A 23,348-nucleotide genomic window follows, 5' to 3' on the forward strand; every position below is an offset into this window, starting at 1 on the left:
GCAAGCGACCCTGCAGACCCTTGCAAAACCTCAATCTGAATCGCATAAACTCCTTAGTAACGAGGGAGTCACCTGATGGAATCGAAGAAGCCGGAACTCGACCGGGTCGACCGCGCATTGCTGCGCGCCCTGTCGGTCAACGCCAGGGCCTCTGGGGCCGCACTGGCGAGCGAAATCGGCGTGGCCGAGTCCACGGTCTCGCTCCGCCTGCGCCGGCTGCAGCAGCTCGGCCACATTCGGGGATACCGGGCCAATATTGATCTGGCCGCCCTCGGTGCCAGCCTGCAGGCGCTCATTTCGGTGCGTTTGGCCAAGCATGCGCGGGTGCAGATCGACGACTTTCGCAATGCCGCCCCGCACTGGCCCGGCGTCATCGGCCTGTTTCACACCGCGGGTGCCGACGACTACCTGCTGCACGTTGCCGCAGCGGATGCCTCGCACCTGCGTGATTTTGTGCTCGAACATCTGGCGGAGCATCCGGCCGTCGCCCACACCGAGACGAACCTGATTTTTGAGTACGTCGATGGTGACGGCTGGCAAGATCTGGTGAAGTGAGGCAGAAGCGCTCGGCCAGTTGGTGGCCTGCTCGCTGCGTTGGCTTCGGTGGTTAAAACAAGAACGCCCCCCGCGTAAGCGGGAGGCGTTCTTCGCAAGCTCTATTTAGAGGGCGCGGATGTTCTCGGCCTGAGGACCCTTGGGGCCCTGGGTTACCTCGAACTCGACCTTCTGGTTCTCATCGAGGGACTTGTAGCCATTCGACGCGATCGCGGAGTAGTGCGCGAAAACATCGGCGCTTCCGTCGTCGGGTGCGATAAAGCCGAAGCCCTTTTCAGCGTTGAACCATTTCACGGTACCTGTTGCCATTTGTAAAACTCCTCCAGGAGTGTTAGACCGGCCCCGACTGTCGGGACCGTTCGTCGCGGTATTCGTCGTCCGCTTCCGAAAGGAATGTGGCGCACTAACTGTGATCCAGATGAATCACGATCAATGCGTTTAAGACGTGCAAGCACTACAACTTCGTTTTCAACCCTAGCCCACAAGTCTGGATGGTGTCGAAATTCCCAGAGGTTTTGACATGAAAGCGTTACGTTTACTGCGAAATATTGCTGAACTCCGGGTCTGTGACTGCCCGCGAAGCTTTCCGTGGATTTTTGCAAAAACTGTTCAGCTCGCTTATTCGGCCGTCACGAAGTCGATGAGGTGTTCCACACGCCCCAAAAGTTGCGGTTCGAGATCGGCAAAGCTGCGTACCTGGCCCAGAATTCGCTGCCAGGCCCTGGCGATATCGGCCTGCTCGTCATGCGGCCAACCCAGCGCCGCGCAGATGCCGTGTTTCCACTCGATACTCCGGGGGATATCTGGCCACACGGTGAGGCCCACTCGAGCCGGTTTCACCGATTGCCAGACATCGATGAACGGATGCCCGACCACGAGCACGTGGGCGGCGAACGGACCACGCGCCACCGCGTCGGCAACGCGGCTCTCCTTGGATCCCGGTACGAGATGGTCCACCAGTACCCCGATCCGACGGCCCGGTCCTGGCCGAAACTCGCGGAGGATCTCATCGAGGTTGTCCACTCCTTCGATGTATTCCACGACGACGCCTTCGATGCGCAAGTCGGCGCCCCAGACCTTCTCAACCAGTTCGGCATCGTGACGCCCCTCGACAAAGATACGGCTGGCGCGCGCAACGCGAGCCGGCGCATCGGGCACGGCCGTCGAGCCCGATGCGGTGCGCACCCGGCCCAGAGCCGCCGCCATGGTCGGAGCCACCAGGGTGACCGGACGTCCGTCGATCAGAAACCCTGAGCCGAGCGGAAACAAACGCAGCTTGCCGTGTCGATCCTCCAGCGTGACAATTTTCTTTTCCACACGCATGACGGCACCGCAAAATCCGGTGGCGACCTCTTCGACAACCAGGTCGCGGGTGGCTTCCTGTGTCGGAATGATTATGCGGCCGGCTTCGCGCCAGCCGGGGGAGAGCGCGTCTGCACCGTATCGATCGTCCATTGCATCGACGCTAGCGGAAGGGGAGCACCGTGCCGGTAATCTGGAAGCATGTGTGGTCGAATCATCATTACCGATACGGCGCCCGATCTGGCGGCCATGTTCGATGTCGAACACGAGGGGGAGAATCTGCCGGAACCGTCGTGGAATATCCGGCCCACCGAGCAGATTCCGATCGTGCTCGAATCCGCGCGCACGGATCCGGCAGTGCGGAGGTTGGAATCGGCTCGCTGGTCATTGATTCCATCGTTCGCGACGGAATCAAGATCAAAGTTTCCCACCTTCAACGCTCGTGCCGAAACCGCCGCCGAGAAGCCGACCTTCAAGACCTCGGTGCGGTCACGGCGTGCCCTCGTTCCGGCCACGGGCTACTTCGAGTGGCACACCGAGGGCACCGTGAAGACCCCATACTTCATTCACTCCGACGACGGCATGCCGCTTGCCTTCGCCGGCTTGTATTCCTGGTGGAAGAATCCGGCTGCAGCCGACACCGATCCGACCCGTTGGGTGCTGTCGGCTACTATTCTGACGACGGATGCCCAGGGGCCGCTCGCGCGCCTTCACGACCGCACCCCCGTTGTTCTGCCGGAAGAGTGGTGGGACCAATGGTTGGATCCGGCCACCGCCGGCGATCAGACGTTCGTTGATGCCGCTGTTGCGTCCTCTCGCCCGGTGCTGGAGTCGCTCAACTTCTACGAGGTTGCCCCCGTTACCGGCAACGGCCCCGAACTGATCGAGCCGGTCGACGCCGTTTCGATGTAATCGCGGGCGGCACCAACCGGTACGCTCGAATCTGTACGATCAAACCAGTACGTTCAAATCAGTGACGTGACGAAATTCCGCGGGCGCTGCCGTGAAAGGACCACCCATGAACATTGTCGCCTTCGTCGTTGCGTTTGCGATCTTCGTTGTCGGTTTCTGGCTGTTCGGCCTGGCCTTCACGGTTACCTCGCTGATGGCTCCGATCTTCATCGGCGGAATCCTGTGCGTGTCCATCGCCATGGCCATTCCGTTCCACCTGCTGCGCAACTAATAGCGCGAGGCGCGTCCCACGGCACGAGTGGTGCCCGGCGCGACTAGTGCAGCAGAGCCGCCACGAGGTTGATCAGCGTGGCCAGGATCACCGATCCGAACGGAAATGACAGCAGGGCGTGCCGCAGCGTCGTCATTCTCAGCGAGTGAGTCTGAATGCTCGTGTCCGAGACCTGGTAGGTCATGCCGATGGTGAACGCGAGGTAGGCGAAGTCGCTGTACCGTGGCGCCGCGGACTGATTAAAATTGATGCCGCCGGGGGAGCCGCTGTAGTACAGCGACGCGTAGCGCAGCGTGAAAAGGGTGTGGATCAGCACCCAGGACAGGGCAACGCTGGCAATGGCCACACCGGCCAGCAGGCCGCGCTGTGACCCCGAGGTCACCGTCGTGCCCAGGAGCAAAACCCCGATCGCACCGAGACTTGCCAGCCCGGCGAGGAGAATGAGAAACTCCGAGACACCCCGAGAGGGATCTTCACGGGTCGCATGACGGGCAGTCAAGTCAGCGTCCTGTCGGCCGATAACGATCCAGACCCAGCCGATGTAGGTAATGCAGGCGGCCGCCCAGCCGAGGATTACTGCGAGGGCCCAATCTCCCCGAATGCTCACCGCCACCGCCACGACGACTCCGACGACGAGCATAACGACCAGCCGCGTACCGGACCGGTGCAGGGGTGTAAATGGAATGGTCACAGGCTGATCGTGGCATATAACGGCCGGTCAACCGCAGAGGGATCCCTCGGCGCGGTGTCAGAATCCCGCGGTAATGTTAGTTTCCGATCGATTTCGCCTCGATTGCCCCGAACCCGAAAGGTCCAGCCTCGGATGCAAGACAGTCCCGCCGCATCCACCCCCTACGAGGTCCTCGGCGTGAGTCCGACCGCGACCGACGATGAGTTGCGTCGCGCCTATCGGCTGTTGTTGCGTCAAACCCACCCCGACGTGGGCGGCAGCGCAACAAAATTCCACGCCGTGCAACTTGCCTGGGAGCGCATCGGCAGTCCGGAGAACCGCGCGGCCTACGATCGTCGGCGCTTCGATAGTGCCGATCAGGCCCCCACGGCGGATTCCTACGCCGCCCCCTCCGCGCGCGGCCCGGCCACGAAGTCCAGCCTGAAAACCCGCATGCACGGTCACCCCGGCGGCCAAGCGCGGCTGCGATACCTCGATTTAGTGCGCGAATGGGCTGGCCGCGGCACGGTCATCGACGACCCGTACGACCCCGCCCTGATTCGCAGCGCCCCACGCCTGGTTCGCCACTGCCTCGCCAAGGCCCTCGCCGAAGAGGCCACCGCCCAGCTTGTCGCCAACCTCGGCATCGGTTTCACCGCCTGGCACGACATCGACACCGGTGGTCAGACCGACAAACTCGACCACATCATTCTCGGCCCGGCCGGCCTGTTCGGCATTCTTTCGGAGGATTGGGGCGGCAGCGTGCAGCTGCGCCGCGGTGAACTGGTCGGCGACGAGATCCCCGAGCAGGAACGCCCGATCCATCTGTTTGATGCCGCAGCCCGGATGATCGCCCGGAGTTTGAAGGTGCGCTTCACCGCCCTCATCGTAGTCCTGCCAGACGGAGCCCTCGAGGAACCCCTGTCGCTGCCCAAACGGGGCCGGCGGCCAATGACCATCGTCATCCCGAGGTCCCGTCTGGTCGGCGTGCTGCGCGAAGGACTGGCCGGCATGGAGCGCGGCAGTTTCGAGAAGGTTTTTGAGTTGCGGAGCACGCTGCAGAACGGCATCCGCTTCGTCAACACCTAAGCGATCAGCCTGGCAGGGCCAGCTTGTCGACCCAGTAACGCAAAAACGTCGCCCCGGCCTCATCGTGGATCTGGTCGCCGATCACGATGACCGGGTACGGTCGATCCAAAATTCCGTCGGAGGGCCGCACATCGACGTGAGACACGTCGTATCCGGCCTCGTGCAGGTGGTCGGCCATGCGGTAGTCGCTGCGAGAATCGCCGACCGAACGCCAGAGCCGGGGCAACGGCCCGCTCTGCGCGAAGTAGGCCAGCGCGCGCTTCGCTGCGTGGTCCTTGTCGAGCGTGACCGATTCGATGTCGGTGGAGATGATCGTGGCATCCAGCCGAAACGGAATCTCGCCCGACGCATCCGCAGATTCTCGATCATTGAAACGCACACCGAGACCGTGCTTGACCATGATGGCAAAGGCCGCGTCGTTGAACTCGGGCTGCCGGGTAAGAAAATCGGCATGGCTCACGTCGGTGCGCTGCTCGACCGAGATCATGGCCTGCTTGGTTTCATCGAAAAACATCTCGGTCGCAAACGACGCGGTGACCAGTTCGCGCACCTCGGTGATGACCGCCTGGGGCAGCGCGACGGCCCGGTCGACTTCAACCTCTCCCATACCGTCCGCGCCGATCGGAAACCACACGGCGCCCTTCTCGCAGACGCCGTACATGCGAAAGTTTGCGGGTAGCCCGGCGGCCACGAGCGGGGCGACGACCTGCTCGCGGATGAAGTCGGCTGACCGGCCGGTGATGAAGGCGATCGGTACATGAGCGGTCGCGAGGGTGATCAGATCGGTCAGAATACTCGAAGTGGCGATGGTGCGCGTGATCGGGCTCGCAATCGGGCCGTCGACGTCGAGGAGCAGTCCCAGCGGGGACACAGGCGTAGGCATTTCGCCATTGTTGCACGTGCCTGCCGTACCTGCCCGGCATGTTCCGGCGCCGCCCGTACCGCGGATGCCGCACCCGCACCCGCAAGCGCCTATCGTTGTTCGAGATGATTACGCGACGAGAAGTAGCCCTCCGCCTGGATATTCCGCTGGAGATGGCGGCACGCCACGGTATTCCCTCGCGCCTCAGCGAGGCTCAGCTGGCCAAACTCGAGGCCGAACCGCCCGCGTGGCTGGTGCAGTCGCGCGCCAATCGCACCGGTAAGAAGCCCGTCTGGGTTCAGCTCACCTGCACGATCTGTGGCTATACCGAAGCCGTGCGCCCGAAGAAATGGTGGCCGACGTTCACCTACATCAGTTGCTCGAACCATGGTTTTGATGAGCTTCCCGAGCCTGCTGCGGGGTTCGGTCGCACCGAGTGCGACGGCATCGGTAGCCAGTTCATCGGCATCACCGACGAGGCGCTGAGCCAGGGCAACCCCACCTGACCTGCGGCCGAGCACCTGAAAATACCCTGATCGCTCAGCCGGTCTGCACCGCCGTGGCGTACCATCTCGGTATGAATCGGAATGCCGGAGGTCGATGATCGTGTCTCGCAATTCACTCAAGTGGCTCCCCGCCCTGGTCGTGCCGGTCGTCGTGGTCGGTGCCATCATCGCCGTACCGCTTCAGGCTGGGGCCGCCGTTGACCTTCCCGACAAAACACCCGAGCAGGTTCTGCTGCTGGTGAACGACAGTACGGTGTCGACTTTCTCCGGAACGATCGCGCAATCCTCTGACCTTGGTCTGCCGTCGCTGGACCTCGGCGCTGGCATGACCGGGGCCGCGCCGACCGACGGGAGCACGGCGGCACCCGGGCCAGAGTCTGCCGCTGTCCTGACCACGGCACTGGAACTGCTGAGCGGGTCGCACGAGTTTCGCGTGTATGTCAGCGACCCGAGCACGTCTCGAATTCAGGTCATGGACCACCTGGCCGAGCGTGACCTAGTCCGCAACGGAAGTGACGTTTGGCTGTACGACTCCAGCAGCAACGCGGCCACCCACCTGAGCGTTCCGGCGCAACTTTCCGCCACCGCTGCGGCGAAGTTCGCCGAATTGGAGTCGCAACTCCCGACCGATCTGTCGACCCCGGCGCAACTCGCTGAACGCTTCCTCGGCGATCTCGATCCGAGCACGACCGTCTCGGTCGGTACCGACACCCGGGTCGCCGGACGCGGCGTCTACCAGTTAGTACTCACTCCCAAGGCGACCGACACCCTGGTCGCATCCGTTTCAATCGCGGTCGATGCTGAGACCGGCCTGCCGCTGCAGGTAACCGTGCTGGCGCAGGGGCAAGCTGCCCCGGCACTACAGGTCGGTTTCACCGCCATTGACTTCGCGCAACCCGCCGCCGACCTGTTCAATTTTGTACCGCCGGCCACCGCCACGGTGACGGAGCAGGCCCTCCCTGCCATGCCCGACGCCGCGTCGCGTGACCACGCGGAGGCTACCGCCCCCGCAGCGGGTGACCTGCCCACCGTGACGGGAACCGGCTGGTCGAGCATCGTTGAAATCCCCGCCGCCGCGGTGCCCGCCGAATTGAGCGGCAATCCCATGCTGGAACAGCTGACCCAGGCCGTTGACGGCGGTCGGGCCCTGACCACATCGCTGCTGAGCGTCTTCCTCGCTCAGGACGGGCGCGTCTTCGCCGGCGCGGTTCCGCTGCCTGTGCTTCAGGCAGCCGCGGGATGACCTCCCTCGGCACCAGACACAGCGCGCTGTGATCGGTCAGACCCCGGCCCTCGGCCTTGGTGCTGACCGTGCCATCGAGACCCGGGGACTCACGAAACGCTTCGGCAGCCAAACGGCCGTGAACGGTATCGACCTCGCAGTGCCGCGAGGATCGGTGTTCGGCTTTCTCGGGCCGAATGGTTCGGGAAAGACGACGACCATTCGTATGCTGCTGGCGCTGACCCAAGCGAGCAGCGGCACGATTTCCTTGCTTGGCCACGACATGCCCGCCCGTCTGCACGAGGTGCTGCCCCGCGTGGGGGCGCTCGTTGAGGGGCCGGCGTTCTATCCCTTTCTCTCCGGTGCAGCGAACCTGCGCCGGCTCGACACCGCCGATCGGCATGCCCCGAGCGGCACCCGCCGAGCGCGGGTGCAGCTCGCCCTCGAACGGGTGGGCCTGTCCCACGCGGCCGATAAGAAAGTGCACGCGTATTCCCTCGGTATGAAGCAGCGCCTCGGCATCGCCAACGCCCTACTGCTGCCGCGGGACCTCCTCATCCTCGATGAGCCCACGAACGGCCTCGACCCTCAGGGCACCCGAGAGGTACGCAGCCTCGTACGTTCGTTGGCTGCCGAGGGCACGACAGTGTTCGTCTCCAGCCATCTGCTCGCCGAGGTCGAGCAGATGTGCACGCACGCTGCCGTCATGAGCGCGGGCACTCTCGTCGCCCAGGGCACCCTGGCGGCATTGCGGCAGGTCGGCGAGAGCCGGGTTCGCGTTCGCACACCGGATGCCGCGGGCGCCGTGCGGGTACTGACCCACCTCGGCCTGGACCCAGCTCCCACGACGATCGATGAGAATGATCCGGTTGTCGTCGCACCGCTCAATGGGGCCCACTGGCAGCCTGAGGCCATCGTGACTGCACTCGTGGCCGGCGGGGTACGAATTCGTGGTTTCGCCATCGAAGAGCCGACTCTCGAAGAACGTTTCGTCGCACTGACCGGGGAGGGTTTTGATGTCGTCCAGTGAGGTTGTACCGCCGGCGACGGCCACCGCAGATTCTTCGCGTCGCGGGGCCGGATGGGACCTGCTCGGCTCTGAAATCTCGGTATTGTTTCGCCGACGCCGTACGTGGGCCATGCTGGTCGCCATTGCGCTCATCCCGATCCTGTTGGCCGTCGCGGTGCGTTTGTCGTCATCGACGCTCGCCCCCGGGCAGGGACCACCCTTTCTCGACCGCGTAGCCCAGAACGGCCTGTTTGTCAGCTTCACCGCGATGGTCGTCGCCATTCCGCTATTTCTGCCGCTCACCATCGGTGTGGTAGCCGGAGACACCATCGCTGGCGAGGCCGGACTCGGTACCCTCAGGTACCTTCTCGTGGCCCCAGCCGGCCGGGTACGGCTGCTCCTGGTCAAGTACACCGGGGCGGCCCTGTTCTGCCTCGTTGCCACGCTGACGCTCACGGTATCCGGCGCGCTCATTGGCGCAGCGCTGTTCCCGGTCGGCCCGGTCACACTGTTGTCGGGTGACACTATCAGTGTGACCGAATCGCTCTTGCGCTCGCTGCTGGTGGCTGCTTATGTCACCGTGTCGCTGCTGGGATTGTCGATGATCGGCCTGTTCATCTCCACTCTCACTGATGTTCCGGTGGGAGCCATGGCAGCGACGATCGTGGTGTCGGTCGTCGCGCAGATCCTCGATGTGATCCCTCAACTGGATTGGTTGCACCCCTGGCTGTTCAGCCACTACTGGCTCGGGTTCGCCGACCTGCTGCGTCAGCCGATTGACCTCGGCTCGTTTGGCCAGAATGCGATCGTGCAGGTGTGCTATCTGGCTATTTTTGGGGCGTTGGCCTACAGCCGGTTTGTGACGAAAGATATTTTGTCCTGATTTTCAGAACCGATAGTTTTTCGGAAGTTTTTTTCGACGATCGCGGTAGAAAGAAAATCGCGGTGGTCAGACAAACGGTGGTTAACGAGACAAGGCCGGATCCATGGGATCCGGCCTTGTGAACTGTCTCAACCAGTCCTCGTTGATTTCTCAAAAGAAATCTCCGTGTCCGAGATGGGAATTGAACCCACACGCCCTTAACGGGCACTGGCACCTCAAGCCAGCGCGTCTACCAATTCCGCCACCCGGACTGGGTGAAACGGCCTCCGGATGAACCGGCTGCCGAGGTAATAACTTAGCACGGATTAGAACCCACATTGTGTCACTGCCCACGGCACCGACGGGTAGCGTTTGATCATGGCTTCCTTCTCGAACGCGCCCACGGCCGCAAGTTCCGCTGAATCAGTGGGCGGCTCGCCCACCGGCCCATCCCAGAAACTCGATCTGACCGCCGAAATCGCGCGTGATCTCATCCGTTTTGACACGACGAACTACGGTGCCGGCCGTTCCAACGGCGAAACGGATGCCGCCGAGTACGTCGCCGAGAAGCTGCGAGCCCTCGGGCTGAAGCCTGAACTGTTCGATTCCGAACCGGGCCGGACCAGTGTTGTGGCCCGGGTGAAGGGTCGCAGCGCGTCCCGCGACGCGCTGGTCGTGCACGGCCACCTCGACGTTGTACCGGCCGACCCGGCCAACTGGAGCGTCGACCCGTTTGCCGGTGTCATCAAGGACGGGCTGTTGTGGGGGCGCGGCGCGGTCGACATGAAAAACATGGATGCCATGATCCTGGCCTCCCTGCAAGACGTGATCACCGCCAATGGTGCGCCCGAACGTGACCTGGTCATCGCGTTTTTCGCCGACGAGGAGGCGGGCGGTGTGCTCGGCTCGCACTTTCTCGTCGACGAACACCCTCAGCTGTTCGAGGGTGCGACCGAAGCGATCAGTGAGGTCGGCGGGTACTCGATCACGCTCGGTGGCAAACGCGCCTACCTGCTGCAAACTGGGGAGAAAGCGCTGATCTGGGTCAAGCTCGTCGCTCGCGGTGATGCCGGGCACGGCTCCCGCATTCACCCGAACAATGCCATCACCCGGCTCGCGGAAGCCGTGGCGAAGCTGGGGCGGCACGAATGGCCGATTCGGCTCACCGACACAACCGAACAGCTGCTCGGAGAGATCGCCCGAATTCTTGACGTGGACCCTCAGCGTGTCGGCCCCGACGAGCTCGCCCTCGCCACCGGAACCGCCTCCGGGTTTATTCAGGCCAGCCTGCGCACCACGGCCAACCCCACGGGGTTGAACGCCGGCTATAAGCACAACGTCATCCCGGACACGGCCGAAGCTCTCATCGACATCCGTTCGCTGCCGGGGGAGGAAGACCTCGTACTCGCCCAGATTCAGGAGATTGTCGGTTCCGACATTGAAATCGTCACCATGCACCGCGATATCGGCTTGGAGACCGAATTCAGCGGTCCGCTGATCGAGGCCGTTGTGAGCACCCTGGAGCGCCACGATCCCGGAGCGCCGGTGCTGCCGTACCTGCTCTCGGCGGGAACCGACAACAAGGCGCTCAGCACCCTCGGAATCAAGGGTTACGGATTTGCCCCGCTTCGACTGCCGGCAGACCTGGACTTTCCGGCCATGTTCCACGGAGTGGATGAACGGGTGCCGCTGGACGCATTAGTGTTTGGCAGGCAGGTTTTGACTGACTTGCTGTCAAATTATTGACGCTGTGAGCACCACACCCGACCCGGCTGGGTTCGGGCTCCCTGCGAGAAAGCGAAGCGTGTGGACTTTCTGAATGCGATCATCCTGGGCTTGGTTCAGGGACTGACCGAGTTTCTTCCGGTGTCATCCAGTGCCCACATCACCATCGTGGGCCAGTTCTTGGGCACCGGTGAAGACCCAGGGGCTCGTTTCACGGCCATCACCCAGATTGGTACCGAGGCCGCCGTCGTCATCTTCTTCTGGCGTGACATCGTGCGCATCATCGGCCAGTGGGTGAAATCGCTCACGGGCCGGGTCTCCCGCACCGACCCCGACGCCCGTATGGGCTGGCTGATCATTTTGGGCTCGCTGCCCATCGTCATTCTGGGACTACTGTTTCAAGACCAGATCGAAACCGTACTGCGTTCGCTCTGGATCACCGCCACCATGCTCATCGTCTTCGGCATCCTGCTCGGCATCGCCGACCACGTGGGTGCCAAACGGCGCAAACTGCACGACATCAGCTATGGCCACGGAACGGTTTATGGCTTCGCGCAGGCGCTGGCGCTGATCCCCGGTGTGTCACGGTCGGGTGGCACCATCACCGCCGGGCTGTTCCTCGGCTACGAGCGTGCCGCAGCGGCCCGCTACGCCTTTCTCTTGGCGATTCCCGCCGTTCTCGGCAGCGGCTTCTACCAGATGTACAAGTCCATTGCCGATCCCTGCCTGGCCGGCGCAACGAACTGCACTCCCGAAGTCTTCGGCCCGCTGGAAATACTCGTGGCCACGGTTATTGCCTTCGTCGTTGCCCTCGGCGTGATCGCCTTCTTTATGAACTACATTTCGAAGCGCAGTTTTCTGCCGTTCGTGATTTATCGCATCGTGCTCGGCATCGTGCTGTTCGTGCTGCTCGGCACGAACGTCCTCTCCGCGTAGCCGGCGCCGAGAGCATCGGCCACAGAACTGCCGGCGCGCGAAGCGCCGGCCCGATGAAAGCTAGGCTGGTTTCATGCGTGCATGGAATCGACCCGAAATTGTCTCTGTCCCCGGCGAGTCGAGTGCACCGTGGCTCCATGACACCAAAACCGACAGCCTCGTACTGGCCCAGCCGCTCGATGCTGCCCGCCTCTACGTCTGCGGCATCACACCCTACGACGCGACGCACATCGGGCACGCCAACACCTATCTCGCCTTCGACACCCTGCAGCGGGTCTGGATCGACGCCGGTTTTCGTGTGCATTACGCCCAAAATGTGACGGATGTCGATGACCCGCTCCTGGAACGAGCCACCGCCACCGGCGTGGACTGGCGAGCCCTGGCCGAGTCCCAAGTGGAACTTTTTCGCACCGACATGGAAGCCCTCGGCATCATTCCGCCGAACGATTTTGTTGCCGTGACCGAGGTCATCGACGAGGTTTCTGCTGCGGTCGCGTTGCTGCAGGATGCCGGACTCGCCTATCCAGTGCCCACCGACGGTGCCATCGCCGGGGCCGACGGCCGGATCGCCGAAGACCTCTACTTCGATATTCACGCCGCCGAAACCCGCACCGACTGGACGCTCGGTGACGAGAGCAACCTCGACGCGGCCAGCATGCTCCGTCTCTTCGCCGAGCGCGGGGGAGACCCCGGCCGGGCGGGTAAGCGTGATCGTCTCGACCCGCTGCTCTGGAAGGCCGCGCGTGCCGGGGAACCCGCCTGGGAGTCATCCGTCGGCGCGGGACGCCCGGGGTGGCACATTGAGTGTTCGGTCATTGCCCTGAAGGAACTCGGCACCGACTTCACGGTGCAGGGGGGTGGGTCAGACCTGATCTTTCCGCACCATGATATGAGCGCCGGCCATGCGCAGGCGCTGTCCGGACATCCGCTGGCTGGGGTATACAGCCACACCGGCATGGTGGCGTATCAGGGCGAGAAGATGAGTAAATCCCTCGGCAATCTGGTTCTGGTCTCGAGGCTACGAGCCCAAAACGTAGACCCCCGAGCGATTCGACTGGCCCTGCTGGCGCGGCACTACCGCACCGATTGGGAATGGACGGCAGCGCACCTGGACGAAGCCATCGCCCGCCTCACGGCGTGGTCTGCGGCATTTGGTGCTGCGGCCATCGAGGGTGCGTCCTCCGGTGCTACGGGAATCAGCGCTCCGGCCGTACTGGGCGCCGCAGCCGTAACTGCGTCGAGCGCTGCGCCAACAGGAACCGCCGCGACACTCGTGGATTCCCTCCGCCTGGCGCTCCGGCACGACCTGGATACGCCCCAGGCCCTGCGGCTCGTCGACGACGCGGCCGCCGGCCCGGTCGACGACCCAGCGCTGGTGAATCGCGCCGTCAGTGCGCTGCTGGGCGTAGCCCTGTAGTACCCGGTGCGCCGGGTCGCCCACCTGCTTTAGCGCCGCGCTGCTCTAGTGACGTGGCCCGTCTGGCCTGCCACCGGGGTTGTCGGGACGACCATCAGCGCGCCCGTCGCGCCCGTCGGTGCCCCGTTTGCGCAGGTATTTCTCGAATTCCTGCGCAATCGCCTCGCCGCTGGCCTCCGGCGAGTCCACGGTATCCCTGGCCTGCTCGAGCTGGGCGATATACGCCGCCATTTCCTCGTCCTCGCCAGCCAAGACGTCAATGCCGGATTCCCACTCGGCGGCCTCGGTGACCAGCGCACCGCGGGGGATCACCACGTCGATGACCTCTTCCAGCTTGTCAATCAACGCGAGCATCGCCTTGGGCGACGGCGCATTGTGCACATAGTGGGGGACGGATGCCCAAATCGACAGGGTGGGGATGCCCACCGTTTCGGCGGCGTTCGACAACACGCTGAGAATGCCGACCGGCCCTTCGTAGCTGCTGCGTTCGATCTGCAGTTCGGCACGCACCTGTGGGTTGTCGCTCGAGACGAAGATGGAAATGGGTCGGGTGTGCGGAACGTCAGCGAGCATCGCTCCAAGAAACACCACGCCGCTCACGTCAGCGGCGAGGGCTGCATCGATGATTTCCGCCGCGAAACTCTTCCAACTCCGCGACGGTTCAGTGCCGATCAGTAGGTAAATATTGGCCGCGTTCGTTCCGCTTACGCGTAGTTGTGCATCTTCTGCCAGCGGCACACTGACAACTCCGGGCGTCGTCGGGCCGTACATGATCGCGCCGGGCCAACCGATGGTTCGCACGCCGTCTTCATTGGTCGACACGGTCGGGCGGTTGAACTGGTAGTCAAAGTACAACTCGGGATCGACCTCGGTGAGTATTTCGACGTCGAGCAGGTCTTTGAGCGCGCGGACCGCTCCCGTAGCAGCCTCACCGGCATCATTCCAGCCTTCGAAAGCGACAACGAGAAGTCGCCCGCCCAGAAACCCATTACCGTCAGTCACCGTCTATATCCTCAATTCCTGAAGCCTCCCTCGTGGAGGGCCTCCGTCAAGGATAGGCGGTGGCCCTACACTTGAACCCCGTGAATGTTTTTCCTGAGCCGCTTCCCGCGCCCGCTTCCCTGCCCGCCGCCGTTCTGTGGGACATGGACGGGACCATCGTCGACACCGAGCCGTACTGGATGCGCGCAGAAACCGAGCTCGTGGCCGAGTTCGGTGGTGTCTGGACGCACGACGACTGCATGTTGATGGTCGGGGCCGGACTGTGGAATTCCGCAGCCATTCTGCAATCCCGAGGCGTGGATCTGAGTGCGGATGCCATTGTGGCGCGACTGACCGACCGCGTTCAGGAACAGCTCGCCGAACACGGTATCCCCTGGCGTCCCGGATCACGGGAGCTCCTGCAGCAACTCAAAGCCGCCGGGGTGCCTACAGCCCTCGTCACAATGTCCGTTGAGCGCATGGCCCGCCAAATCGTCGACCTCATTGATTTTGTCGCCTTCGATGTCGTCGTTGCGGGTGATATGGTCGCCAACAGCAAGCCCCATCCGGATCCGTATCTGGTCGCCGCGGATCGACTGGGGGTCAATCCGGCACAGTGCATCGCAGTGGAAGATTCTGTTCCGGGCGTCGCGTCCGCCGTTGCCGCCGGTACCATCACTATTGCCGTACCGCACCAGATCGACCTGCCGGAAAGTGCCTCCTACACCCGCTGGTCCACCCTCGAGGGGCGCACCATTCACGACATCACGGCCCTCTATGTCAATGCGAGGCGGTCCGATTCGGCCGCTTCCCCTCATCCTCTCGCCCCCACCGGCTCCGCCCGAAACGAAAGCGCACCAGACGCATGAGCAACAACCAGGTCATTCAAAACAGCGGATTGTTTCGCGTCGGCGACCGCGTGCAACTCACCGGGCCCAAGGGCCGGATGAATACCATCACCCTTCAGGAGGGGCTGACCTTTCACACCCACCGCGGCATCTTGGCCCACGACGACATCATCGGGCAGCCGGACGGATCGGTCGTCACCAATAACGTGGGCGTCGAGCACCTCGCGCTTCGGCCCCTCCTGGTCGACTTCGTGATGAGCATGCCCCGCGGTGCTGCCATCATCTATCCCAAGGACGCGGCTCAAATTTTGGCTCAGGCCGATATCTTTCCCGGCGCGACGGTCGTGGAAGCCGGCGTCGGATCGGGTGCTCTCTCGCTCTGGCTGCTGCGCGCGATCGGACCGGCCGGCCGACTGGCATCCTTCGAACGACGCGAGGAATTCGCCGATGTCGCCCGCGATAATATCGCCACCTTCCTCGGGAATGATCCGCAGAACTGGACCATCACGCTCGGTGACCTCGCCGAGACACTGCCCGACACCATGCCGGTGCAGAGCGTCGACCGGGTGGTTCTGGACATGCTGGCGCCGTGGGAATGCCTCGGTGCCGTCTCCGACGCCCTCAAGCCGGGTGGAGTGCTGCTCTGCTACGTCGCTACCGTGACGCAGCTCTCCCGCGTAGCCGAGGCCATTCGCGGCACCGGGTTTTATACGAACCCTGATTCCAACGAAACGATGATTCGGGGCTGGCACGTGGAGGGACTCGCTGTGCGGCCCGATCACCGCATGATCGGCCATACCGGGTTTCTGATCACGGCACGCCGGTTGGCCCCCGACACGACCCTGCCCGAACTGAAACGCCGTCCGTCCAAGACCGATTTCAGCGACGCGGATGTCGAGGCCTGGACCCCGGGCGCGCTCGGCGAACGCAACGTGAGCGCCAAAGTGATGCGGAAACGGGTGCGGGCGGCCGGAACAAGCGCAGAGCTTTCCAAGGCCCGCGACCTCGACGCCGGTTAGGATAGGGCCCGGCCCTTTTTTGGTTGTAGTACGCCGAAGCCGCAGCCCCTAAGGCATCCGCAAAACCCCTCATACCAGCGCAGCAGATTCACGCTGCAGCAACCCCGTACCGAAAGAAGGACTTGTGCGCAAAGCATCCGCGCTGATCGTCACCGCCGGCCTCGTGATGACGGCACTGACCGCGTGCGCCAGCCCCGGCACGGCCGAGGCTTCCTGCGACACCGGCGCCACCTCGGGCGCAGCCTCGAAGTTGGTCTCCGCCTCCGGCGACTTCGGCTCGGCACCCGACGTGACGTTTCCGACACCGCTGAAGAGCACGTCAACGCAAGCCACCGAGATCATCTCCGGGTCGGGCACGAAGTCTGTCGCTGGCCAGCAACTCAACGTTGAACTGAATGTGTACAACGGAACGACCGGGCAGCTCATCCAGCAGGGCGCCTACGACGGCACAAACTTCATTCCGGTCGTGCTCAACGGCGTCGGTATCAAGGGAATCACCGACGGGCTGCTCTGCAGCCAGGTTGGCGAACGAGTCGCGATCGTTGTTGCTCCCGACGACGCCTTCGGCGCAGCGGGAAATGAGCAGTTTGGGGTCGCCCCAACGGATTCCCTCGTTGTCGTCGCCGATGTCGTGAAGGCTTTTCTGCCCCGCGCCGACGGAGCGGATCAGACGGTTGCGAACGGTCTGCCGGCCGTTGTTCTCAATGCAGACGGTGTTCCCGGCGTTGTTGTGCCGAACGGTGACGCTCCGACCACGCTTGAAGTCGGTGTGCTCAAGAAGGGTGCCGGTGAGAAGGTCGTGGAGGGTTCGACCATCACGGTGAACTACTCCGGCGTGCTGTGGAAGGAAAAGACCGTCTTCGACTCCAGCTGGGCCAACGGATCGCCGATGCCGCTCGTTGTCGCCGCCGGATCCGAAACTCAGGCCGGCGTGATCGCCGGAATGGCCACGGCACTCACTGGCCAGACGGTTGGATCCCAGATCGTCATGGTCATTCCGCCCGAGTTGGGTTACGGCTCAGCGGCGACCGCCGCGATTCCGGCCGACTCCACCCTCATCTTCGTCGTCGACATTCTCGGCGTTAACTAAAATAGGTCTGCTTCATGCCTACCGAGTCCGAGTCAGAACGCCAGAGCGAGAACAAACCGCCCCGGGTGACGGCTCCGGAACGGTTGTTCAGCCTGGTCCTGGCTCTGGTGGCGACGGAGTCGGGGCTGACCAAGGCAGACATCCTGGCCAGCGTGCAGGGGTACCGCCAGCGGTACTCGTCCGGCGGCTCCAACGAGAGCTTGGAGCGCCAGTTTGAGCGCGACAAGGACGACATCCGTGAATTAGGGATCCCACTCGAGACCATCGAGCCGCCGGACGATCCCGGTAGCAATCACTTTCTGCGGTATCGAATCCCTAAGGGTCTGTACGACCTGCCCGCCGACGTGACCTTCACTCCTGATGAGGTTTCCCTGCTCAAACTCGCCGGCACAGTCTGGCGGGAAGGATCGTTGTCGGGGGAATCACGCCGGGCCCTGATGAAATTGGACTCTCTGGGCGTCGAATCGAGCGAACCGGTTCTCGGCTATGCCCCGCTGCTGCGTACCAAAGACCACAGCTTCGAACCACTGAGTAAAGCACTCGACCGGGCTCAGGTCGTGGTTTTTCTCTACCTCAAGCCGGGGGAGACCAAACCCAAACGTCGAGTGGTCGCCCCGCGCGCGCTCGTGCAACATGAAGGACGTTGGCACTTGTACGCGACCGATGAGGTCGCTCACGCACCGAGAACCTTTTTGCTGTCCCGAATCGTCGGCGCGGTGGCGGTGCTGCCCAACGCGATTCCTGCTCCGCTCACAGTGGAAATGGCCGCGGACGCGAACGCCGGTACCACCACGGGGGCGACCGACGGTGCCCGTGCTCTCGCCGAACTCGATGCGTTGTGGGCCAGCAACACCGCCCGCATCGTCGTTGTACCCGGGTCCGACGCCGCGGTGCGACTCGGCGCCCGTCAGGCCGCGCAAAAACTCGACACCGTGGTCGACCTGTCGACGGAACTCGTGCGGTCCCTGCACTTCACCGACCTCAACATCCTCGCCGACGAATTGGCCGGTTTCGGCCCGGAAGTACTCGTGGAGAGTCCGCTGGCGCTGCGCACCGCCGTGCAATCCCGCCTGGTCGCCGCCAGAGACGCTCATTCTGCCGCACTGCCGCTGGTCACGCCCGGGCGCGTGCCGCGCCGCCGCGCGCCGCTGCACCCGACGACGACCAAGGCTGCCAGCCAACCACGGGTCGCCGGCGATCAGCTCACGCTCCTACTCTCGCTTGTTCCGTACCTGATCGATCAGGGGCGAGTAACCGTCACCGAAGTGGCCGAGCATTTCGGACTGGAACCGACGCGGGTGCGCGCGCTGGTCAGTCTGATTGCCCTCTCCGGCATACCGGGGGAAACGCGCCAGTATCTGCACGGCGACTTGTTTGACATCCTCTGGGACGAATTCGAGACCAATGATCGCATCGTGCTGACCCATCAGGTTGCCATAGACGACTCGCCGAGATTTTCCGCCCGCGAGGCTGCAGCGCTCATCGCCGGCCTGCAGTACCTGTCGGCGCTGCCCGACAACGCTGATCTCGACGCCATTGCATCGTTGATGGCGAAGCTGACCCGCGGCGCCTCGGCGCAGCCCATTCAGGTCGCCGTCGCGCAGCGCGATGCCGGAACGACCAGAGACATCGTTCAGAGGGCGCTCACTGCGGGGATGCAAGTCGAATTCGACTATCTCAATGCTCGCGGGGGCCAGGAACACCGCCTCGTCGACCCGCTGCGCATTGAATCCGTTGACAGTGACTGGTACCTGCGTGGTTGGTGCCATCTTCGCGAAGCCGTGCGCACGTTCCGGCTGGACCGCATGACCGACCCACGCGTTACCGCCGTGCCACGCAGCACACACCCGACCGACCTACCGCTGCCCGATACCCTCTTTCAGGCATCCAGCGACGATGTCGATGTTCGACTCGAACTCGCGACCGCGGCGCTACCGCTGCTCGCCGACTACCGTCCGGAACGATCCGAACCGGTCGGTTCGGGCGTTCGCACCCGCACCACCCTGCGCGTTGCGCACTCCCACGCACTCAAACGTCTCGTGACCGGTCTGGCCGGAATCGTAACCGTGCTGGAACCGGCCGAATCACGGCGGGTGGTTTTTGACTGGGCGGCGGCAGGACTGGCCCAATACTCCGCTGCAGAACAACCACCCGTGACGCTGGACTAGCGCATGCCCTGGTGGTCGTGGTTGCTCATTTGGTGTCTGCTGGTGCTCAGCTTGTTCGCTGTACTCATTTGGTGTGCCGTGATGCTCTATCGCAAGGCACGTGGCACGCTGCACGCCGTAGCGTCTCTCAGCGATCAGATTTCCGCGGTTGATCCCGGACGGCCGGGCCCGACGGCTCCTGTCGTCCCGGCCGTGTTCGCCGATTCTGCCCTGCTGCGCCACTACGTCGAGCAGCGGCGCGCGGAAAGCACCCACCGACGTCAGCTGCGTCGCGACGCGTGGATCCGGCGGGGTAAACTGTTGCGAAACGCTCGCTGACCCAACATGCTCGCTAATCCAGAGGACAAACCCTCATGCTGCAAAACCTGACCGGATGGCATTTCCTGATCATCCTCGTCGTCATACTGCTTCTCTTCGGCGCGCCGAAGCTTCCCGGACTGGCTCGCAGTCTCGGCCAGTCGATGAAGATCTTCAAGAGCGAGATCAAGAGCGACGCTGTCGACCCTGATCCCAACGCTCCGGCCCCGAGTCAGGGTCGCGACGACGCATCGAAGACGTCCGGACCGACGGCGGCCGGCCCAGCCGATCCCGCCTCGAAGCCCTAGCCCCGTGGCGGTCCGCGCCCGACGAAGTGGGACCGATGCCGGAAAGATGTCGCTGGGCCAGCATCTGATTGAACTGCGAAAGCGTCTCTATCTCGCTGCTGCCGGCCTCTTCATCGGAGCAATAGCCGGCTGGTTTCTCTCTGATTTCGTGTGGGATCAGTTGCGCGAACCGATTTACGCCATCATCAACGCCCAGCACCGCAACGCCCAAATCAACTACCCCGACATTACGAGTGCCTTCGATCTGAAACTGAAGATCTCGATCTACGTGGGCCTTATCGTTTCCAGCCCGGTGTGGCTCTACCAGATCTTCGCTTTCCTGGTGCCCGGTCTCACTCGCACCGAGAAGAAGTACACCTTCGGGTTCCTCCTCACCGCCATTCCCCTGTTCCTGGCCGGATGCGCCGCGGGATGGGTCGTGCTGCCGCACGTGGTCGAACTCATGACGAGTTTTGCCCCGACGGAGGATTCGGCGTTTATTAACGCGCAGGGGTACTTCGACTTTGTGCTCAAACTCGTCGTGGCGATCGGGATCGCATTCGTGCTGCCCGTCTTCATCGTGCTGCTGAATTTCGCCGGCGTGATCAGCGCGGCCTCGATTATCAAATCCTGGCGGGTTGCCATTTTGGTCATCGTGCTCTTTACGGCCATCGCCACCCCGGCGGCCGACGTGGTGTCGATGTTCCTGCTGGCCATTCCCATGGTCATGTTGTATTTTGCCGCCTATGGCATCGCCTGGCTGCACGATCGCCGAGCCGCCAGAAAAGTGCTCGCCTTCGAAAAAGAACTCGGGCTCTAGTACGAAGTCCCGGATGTTGTACCTCTTAAGGATCACGTGACGCACACGCAATCGCCGGCCGAACGCTATTCGGCCGCACGCACCCGGGCCGGTCAACCGACTTTGCGGGCGTTTGAAAACGCCCTCAAGTTCGACCTCGATCCGTTCCAACGCGAGGCGTGTGCCTGCCTCGAGGCCGGCAATAGTGTGCTCGTTGCCGCCCCCACCGGAGCGGGCAAGACCATCGTGGCCGAGTTCGCGATCTACCTGGCCATGCAGCGCTCCCGAGCGAAAGTGTTCTACACCGCGCCGATGAAGGCGCTCAGCAATCAGAAGTTCCAGGAATTCGTCGCCGAATACGGTGCTGACCAGGTGGGGCTGCTCACCGGAGACAGCAACGTCAATCCGGGAGCACGCATCGTGGTCATGACCACCGAAGTGCTGCGCAATATGCTCTACGCCGATTCGGATCTGCTCACTGATCTTGCCTTTGTGGTGATGGATGAGGTGCACTACCTGGCCGATCGTTTTCGCGGAGCCGTCTGGGAAGAAGTGATCATTCATTTACCGCAGCCGGTGCGTATGGTGTCGCTCAGCGCCACGGTGTCGAACGCGGAAGAATTCGGAGACTGGTTGCAGGCGGTCCGCGGTGAAACCGACGTGATCGTGTCGGAAGAGCGACCGGTGCCACTCGAGCAGCACGTGCTGGTCAAGAACAATATGCTCGACCTGTTCGATTCCACGGGTTTGATCGGCACGCACCGGGTCAACCCCGAACTCGTGCGTCTCTCCCATGCCGGCGGTCGTTCCGCCGGTGGTCGCGGCCGCGGCTCTGGTCGCCAGGGCGGCTTGTCCGGGGGCTACCGTGGGCACGACAAGCAACAACGTCCACAGTTCGATGCCGGCCGCATGGACCGCGGGGACATCGTTCGCATGCTCGATGGCAAGCATCTGCTGCCGGCCATTTTCTTCATCTTCAGCCGAGTCGGCTGCGACCAGGCTGTGCGCCAGGTGCTTCGCTCCGGAGTGCGTCTGACTCAAGAACACGAGCGCGACGAGATACGTCAGATTGTCGATGACCGTTGCCGAACCCTGCTCGATGAAGATCTGGGGGTGCTCGGGTACTTCGAATGGTTGGACGGGCTTGAGCGCGGTGTGGCCGCGCATCATGCCGGTCTGCTGCCGGCGTTCAAGGAGGTCGTTGAGGAGCTGTTTCAGAAGAAACTGGTGAAGGCCGTTTTCGCGACCGAGACGCTGGCCCTGGGCATCAACATGCCCGCCCGCACGGTCGTTTTGGATAAGTTGGAAAAGTTCAACGGGGAGGCTCGCGTACCGATCACCCCGGGGGAGTACACCCAACTCACCGGCCGGGCCGGTCGCCGTGGAATCGATACCCTCGGCCACTCGGTCATCCAGTGGGCTCAGGGACTGGATCCCCAGGCCGTGGCCTCGCTCGCTTCCCGGCGTACTTATCCGCTGAATTCCAGTTTCAAACCCACCTACAACATGGCCGTCAACCTCATCGACCAGTTCGGGGTGACTCGTACTCGTGGCGTATTGGAATCGTCTTTTGCACAGTTTCAGGCTGATCGCGCCGTTGTCGATCTGGCCCGTTCGGTTCGTCAGCAGGAAGAGTCCCTGGCCGGTTTCAAAACCAGCATGACCTGTCACCTCGGCAATTTCGAGGAGTATTCGTCGATTCGCCGCCGACTGACTGAGGTGGAGCGTGAGGGCACCAAGGCCGATAATTCGCTGCGCGGCGAGCGAGACAAACGCCAGCGCGAGGTGGCCAGCCTGCGCAAGCACATGCGCGCCCACGGCTGCCATCATTGCCCCGACCGGGAAGCACACTCTCGGTGGGCGGAACGGTGGTTCAAACTCAAACGGCAAACGGATGCGCTCAACCAGCAGATCTCGCAACGTACCGGAGCCATCGCCCGGGTCTTCGACCGGGTGACTGATGTTCTGCTCGGCTACGGGTACCTCGAATCCGATGCGGGAGGTGAGATATCGCTCAGTGAAAGCGGACGAATCCTGCGCCGCATCTACGCCGAACGTGATCTTCTCGTCGCCGAATCTCTGCGCCGAGGCTTATGGAGCGACCTCGATGCGGCGAGCCTGGCCGCGATGGCCTGCGCTCTCGTCTTTGAACCGCGCCGGGAAGAGGGCCTGATTGATGCCCGCTACCTGCCGAAGGGACAGTTTCGTGCGGCGCTGGACGAAACACAGGACCTGTGGAGCCGCATCGACGACCTCGAACGCGACCACAAGCTGCCCGGCAGTAATCCGCTGGCCGTCGGCCTGAGCCTCGCCATGTGGAAATGGGCTCGTGGCGCTTCGCTGAGCGACGTACTGTACGAGGCGGAAATGGCGGCCGGCGATTTCGTGCGTTGGACCAAACAGACCATTGATCTGCTTGACCAACTGTCCATTGCCGGCGACGGTCGGGTTGGGCCGACCGCTCGTGCCGCCATGGACGCCATTCGTCGCGGTATCGTCGCGTATTCCTCGGTGGCCTGAA

24 protein-coding genes and 1 tRNA gene are annotated in these 23,348 nt (G+C 63.2%); 19 read left to right on the forward strand and 6 right to left on the reverse strand.

All coding sequences use genetic code 11. From position 1 onward, the window contains the following. Window positions 1–75 precede the first annotated feature (75 nt). Window positions 76–555: an Lrp/AsnC family transcriptional regulator gene (locus QMK22_RS02570; protein WP_092107921.1), complete on the forward strand. Its 480-nt coding sequence runs from the start codon at window positions 76–78 to the stop codon at window positions 553–555. A gap of 105 nt (window positions 556–660) precedes the next feature. Here the strand turns inward: QMK22_RS02570 and cspE are convergent, their stop codons facing one another. Continuing rightward, complete coding sequence (gene cspE, locus QMK22_RS02575; protein WP_035840308.1) at window positions 661–864, reverse strand: transcription antiterminator/RNA stability regulator CspE; 204 nt, start codon at window positions 862–864, stop codon at window positions 661–663. A 309-nt stretch (window positions 865–1,173) separates the two neighbouring features. After that, window positions 1,174–2,010: a DUF3097 domain-containing protein gene (locus QMK22_RS02580; RefSeq protein ID WP_283496075.1), complete on the reverse strand. Its 837-nt coding sequence runs from the start codon at window positions 2,008–2,010 to the stop codon at window positions 1,174–1,176. Window positions 2,011–2,058: 48 nt separating this feature from the next. Between QMK22_RS02580 and QMK22_RS02585 the strand changes: the two genes are divergently transcribed. Both QMK22_RS02585 and QMK22_RS02590 read left to right on the forward strand, forming a co-directional pair. Continuing rightward, complete coding sequence (locus QMK22_RS02585) at window positions 2,059–2,769, forward strand: SOS response-associated peptidase (RefSeq protein WP_283496076.1); 711 nt, start codon at window positions 2,059–2,061, stop codon at window positions 2,767–2,769. Window positions 2,770–2,875: 106 nt separating this feature from the next. Further along, a complete protein-coding gene (locus QMK22_RS02590; protein WP_283496077.1) occupies window positions 2,876–3,040 on the forward strand; it encodes a hypothetical protein in 165 nt (54 codons plus the stop codon). Window positions 3,041–3,083: 43 nt separating this feature from the next. Here QMK22_RS02590 and QMK22_RS02595 read toward each other — a convergent pair whose 3' ends face one another. Further along, window positions 3,084–3,731 (reverse strand): DUF1345 domain-containing protein, encoded by a 648-nt coding sequence (locus QMK22_RS02595; RefSeq protein WP_283496078.1) that lies wholly within the window; start codon window positions 3,729–3,731, stop codon window positions 3,084–3,086. A gap of 132 nt (window positions 3,732–3,863) precedes the next feature. On the opposite strand from QMK22_RS02595, the gene QMK22_RS02600 reads away from it, so the two are divergent. Then, window positions 3,864–4,799: a J domain-containing protein gene (locus QMK22_RS02600; protein WP_283496079.1), complete on the forward strand. Its 936-nt coding sequence runs from the start codon at window positions 3,864–3,866 to the stop codon at window positions 4,797–4,799. Between the two features lie 4 nt (window positions 4,800–4,803). Here QMK22_RS02600 and QMK22_RS02605 read toward each other — a convergent pair whose 3' ends face one another. Continuing rightward, entirely contained in the window at window positions 4,804–5,682 is an 879-nt protein-coding gene (locus QMK22_RS02605; protein WP_283496080.1) for a hypothetical protein, read from the reverse strand. A 104-nt stretch (window positions 5,683–5,786) separates the two neighbouring features. Between QMK22_RS02605 and QMK22_RS02610 the strand changes: the two genes are divergently transcribed. From QMK22_RS02610 to QMK22_RS02625, 4 genes are all read left to right on the forward strand, one after another. Then, window positions 5,787–6,167 (forward strand): hypothetical protein, encoded by a 381-nt coding sequence (locus QMK22_RS02610; RefSeq protein WP_283496081.1) that lies wholly within the window; start codon window positions 5,787–5,789, stop codon window positions 6,165–6,167. Between the two features lie 100 nt (window positions 6,168–6,267). Further along, a complete protein-coding gene (locus QMK22_RS02615) occupies window positions 6,268–7,410 on the forward strand; it encodes a LolA family protein (RefSeq protein ID WP_502856902.1) in 1,143 nt (380 codons plus the stop codon). A 28-nt stretch (window positions 7,411–7,438) separates the two neighbouring features. Next, window positions 7,439–8,419, forward strand: a complete 981-nt coding sequence (locus QMK22_RS02620) for an ABC transporter ATP-binding protein (protein ID WP_283496083.1) — start codon at window positions 7,439–7,441, stop codon at window positions 8,417–8,419. Continuing rightward, window positions 8,406–9,281, forward strand: coding sequence for an ABC transporter permease (locus tag QMK22_RS02625; protein WP_283496084.1), 876 nt, complete (start codon window positions 8,406–8,408; stop codon window positions 9,279–9,281). Before QMK22_RS02620 ends, QMK22_RS02625 begins: the two co-directional genes overlap by 14 nt. Window positions 9,282–9,447: 166 nt before the next feature. On the opposite strand, the gene QMK22_RS02630 is transcribed toward QMK22_RS02625, so the two are convergent. After that, window positions 9,448–9,532 (reverse strand) — tRNA-Leu (locus QMK22_RS02630). 106 nt (window positions 9,533–9,638) lie between these two features. On the opposite strand from QMK22_RS02630, the gene QMK22_RS02635 reads away from it, so the two are divergent. From QMK22_RS02635 to mshC, 3 genes are all read left to right on the forward strand, one after another. Then, the gene (locus tag QMK22_RS02635) at window positions 9,639–11,006 is read left to right on the forward strand and encodes a M20/M25/M40 family metallo-hydrolase (RefSeq protein WP_283496085.1); all 1,368 of its coding nucleotides are present in this window, start codon (window positions 9,639–9,641) and stop codon (window positions 11,004–11,006) included. Between the two features lie 60 nt (window positions 11,007–11,066). Beyond that, window positions 11,067–11,921 carry an undecaprenyl-diphosphate phosphatase gene (locus QMK22_RS02640; protein ID WP_283496086.1) on the forward strand — a complete coding sequence of 285 codons (855 nt, stop codon included), beginning with the start codon at window positions 11,067–11,069 and terminating at the stop codon, window positions 11,919–11,921. Window positions 11,922–11,994: 73 nt separating this feature from the next. After that, entirely contained in the window at window positions 11,995–13,338 is a 1,344-nt protein-coding gene (gene mshC, locus QMK22_RS02645; protein ID WP_283496087.1) for a cysteine--1-D-myo-inosityl 2-amino-2-deoxy-alpha-D-glucopyranoside ligase, read from the forward strand. Window positions 13,339–13,383: 45 nt separating this feature from the next. Here the strand turns inward: mshC and QMK22_RS02650 are convergent, their stop codons facing one another. Then, window positions 13,384–14,340 carry a proteasome assembly chaperone family protein gene (locus tag QMK22_RS02650; RefSeq protein WP_283496088.1) on the reverse strand — a complete coding sequence of 319 codons (957 nt, stop codon included), beginning with the start codon at window positions 14,338–14,340 and terminating at the stop codon, window positions 13,384–13,386. A gap of 80 nt (window positions 14,341–14,420) precedes the next feature. On the opposite strand from QMK22_RS02650, the gene QMK22_RS02655 reads away from it, so the two are divergent. The 8 genes from QMK22_RS02655 (at window position 14,421) to QMK22_RS02695 (ending at window position 23,347) form a co-directional block, all read left to right on the forward strand. Beyond that, window positions 14,421–15,188 (forward strand): HAD family hydrolase, encoded by a 768-nt coding sequence (locus tag QMK22_RS02655; protein WP_283496089.1) that lies wholly within the window; start codon window positions 14,421–14,423, stop codon window positions 15,186–15,188. Beyond that, window positions 15,185–16,186, forward strand: a complete 1,002-nt coding sequence (locus QMK22_RS02660; protein WP_283496090.1) for a tRNA (adenine-N1)-methyltransferase — start codon at window positions 15,185–15,187, stop codon at window positions 16,184–16,186. The genes QMK22_RS02655 and QMK22_RS02660 overlap by 4 nt, the downstream gene beginning before the upstream one ends. A gap of 124 nt (window positions 16,187–16,310) precedes the next feature. Continuing rightward, the gene (locus QMK22_RS02665) at window positions 16,311–17,276 is read left to right on the forward strand and encodes an FKBP-type peptidyl-prolyl cis-trans isomerase (protein ID WP_283496091.1); all 966 of its coding nucleotides are present in this window, start codon (window positions 16,311–16,313) and stop codon (window positions 17,274–17,276) included. A gap of 14 nt (window positions 17,277–17,290) precedes the next feature. Further along, window positions 17,291–19,444: a helix-turn-helix transcriptional regulator gene (locus QMK22_RS17475; protein WP_349360474.1), complete on the forward strand. Its 2,154-nt coding sequence runs from the start codon at window positions 17,291–17,293 to the stop codon at window positions 19,442–19,444. Between the two features lie 3 nt (window positions 19,445–19,447). Beyond that, a complete protein-coding gene (locus QMK22_RS02680; RefSeq protein WP_283496092.1) occupies window positions 19,448–19,762 on the forward strand; it encodes an Asp23/Gls24 family envelope stress response protein in 315 nt (104 codons plus the stop codon). A 35-nt stretch (window positions 19,763–19,797) separates the two neighbouring features. Further along, entirely contained in the window at window positions 19,798–20,049 is a 252-nt protein-coding gene (tatA, locus tag QMK22_RS02685; RefSeq protein WP_283496093.1) for a twin-arginine translocase TatA/TatE family subunit, read from the forward strand. Between the two features lie 46 nt (window positions 20,050–20,095). After that, complete coding sequence (tatC, locus tag QMK22_RS02690) at window positions 20,096–20,848, forward strand: twin-arginine translocase subunit TatC (RefSeq protein WP_283496094.1); 753 nt, start codon at window positions 20,096–20,098, stop codon at window positions 20,846–20,848. A 36-nt stretch (window positions 20,849–20,884) separates the two neighbouring features. After that, on the forward strand, window positions 20,885–23,347 hold the full coding sequence (locus QMK22_RS02695) for a DEAD/DEAH box helicase (protein WP_283496095.1): 2,463 nt from the start codon (window positions 20,885–20,887) through the stop codon (window positions 23,345–23,347). Window position 23,348 lies beyond the last annotated feature (1 nt).

Source organism: Cryobacterium sp. PH29-G1 (assembly GCF_030063365.1).
GTDB lineage: Bacteria > Actinomycetota > Actinomycetes > Actinomycetales > Microbacteriaceae > Cryobacterium.

What these genes read in the sequence shown, in the direction of transcription:
- QMK22_RS02570 (WP_092107921.1), top strand. Translation starts at nt 76, where the DNA reads ATGGAATCGAAGAAGCCGGAACTCGACCGGGTCGACCGCGCATTGCTG.
- cspE (WP_035840308.1), bottom strand. Translation starts at nt 864, where the DNA reads ATGGCAACAGGTACCGTGAAATGGTTCAACGCTGAAAAGGGCTTCGGC.
- QMK22_RS02580 (WP_283496075.1), bottom strand. Translation starts at nt 2,010, where the DNA reads ATGGACGATCGATACGGTGCAGACGCGCTCTCCCCCGGCTGGCGCGAA.
- QMK22_RS02585 (WP_283496076.1), top strand. Translation starts at nt 2,059, where the DNA reads ATGTGTGGTCGAATCATCATTACCGATACGGCGCCCGATCTGGCGGCC.
- QMK22_RS02590 (WP_283496077.1), top strand. Translation starts at nt 2,876, where the DNA reads ATGAACATTGTCGCCTTCGTCGTTGCGTTTGCGATCTTCGTTGTCGGT.
- QMK22_RS02600 (WP_283496079.1), top strand. Translation starts at nt 3,864, where the DNA reads ATGCAAGACAGTCCCGCCGCATCCACCCCCTACGAGGTCCTCGGCGTG.
- QMK22_RS02605 (WP_283496080.1), bottom strand. Translation starts at nt 5,682, where the DNA reads ATGCCTACGCCTGTGTCCCCGCTGGGACTGCTCCTCGACGTCGACGGC.
- QMK22_RS02610 (WP_283496081.1), top strand. Translation starts at nt 5,787, where the DNA reads ATGATTACGCGACGAGAAGTAGCCCTCCGCCTGGATATTCCGCTGGAG.
- QMK22_RS02625 (WP_283496084.1), top strand. Translation starts at nt 8,406, where the DNA reads ATGTCGTCCAGTGAGGTTGTACCGCCGGCGACGGCCACCGCAGATTCT.
- QMK22_RS02635 (WP_283496085.1), top strand. Translation starts at nt 9,639, where the DNA reads ATGGCTTCCTTCTCGAACGCGCCCACGGCCGCAAGTTCCGCTGAATCA.
- mshC (WP_283496087.1), top strand. Translation starts at nt 11,995, where the DNA reads ATGCGTGCATGGAATCGACCCGAAATTGTCTCTGTCCCCGGCGAGTCG.
- QMK22_RS02660 (WP_283496090.1), top strand. Translation starts at nt 15,185, where the DNA reads ATGAGCAACAACCAGGTCATTCAAAACAGCGGATTGTTTCGCGTCGGC.
- QMK22_RS17475 (WP_349360474.1), top strand. Translation starts at nt 17,291, where the DNA reads ATGCCTACCGAGTCCGAGTCAGAACGCCAGAGCGAGAACAAACCGCCC.
- QMK22_RS02680 (WP_283496092.1), top strand. Translation starts at nt 19,448, where the DNA reads ATGCCCTGGTGGTCGTGGTTGCTCATTTGGTGTCTGCTGGTGCTCAGC.
- tatA (WP_283496093.1), top strand. Translation starts at nt 19,798, where the DNA reads ATGCTGCAAAACCTGACCGGATGGCATTTCCTGATCATCCTCGTCGTC.
- tatC (WP_283496094.1), top strand. Translation starts at nt 20,096, where the DNA reads ATGTCGCTGGGCCAGCATCTGATTGAACTGCGAAAGCGTCTCTATCTC.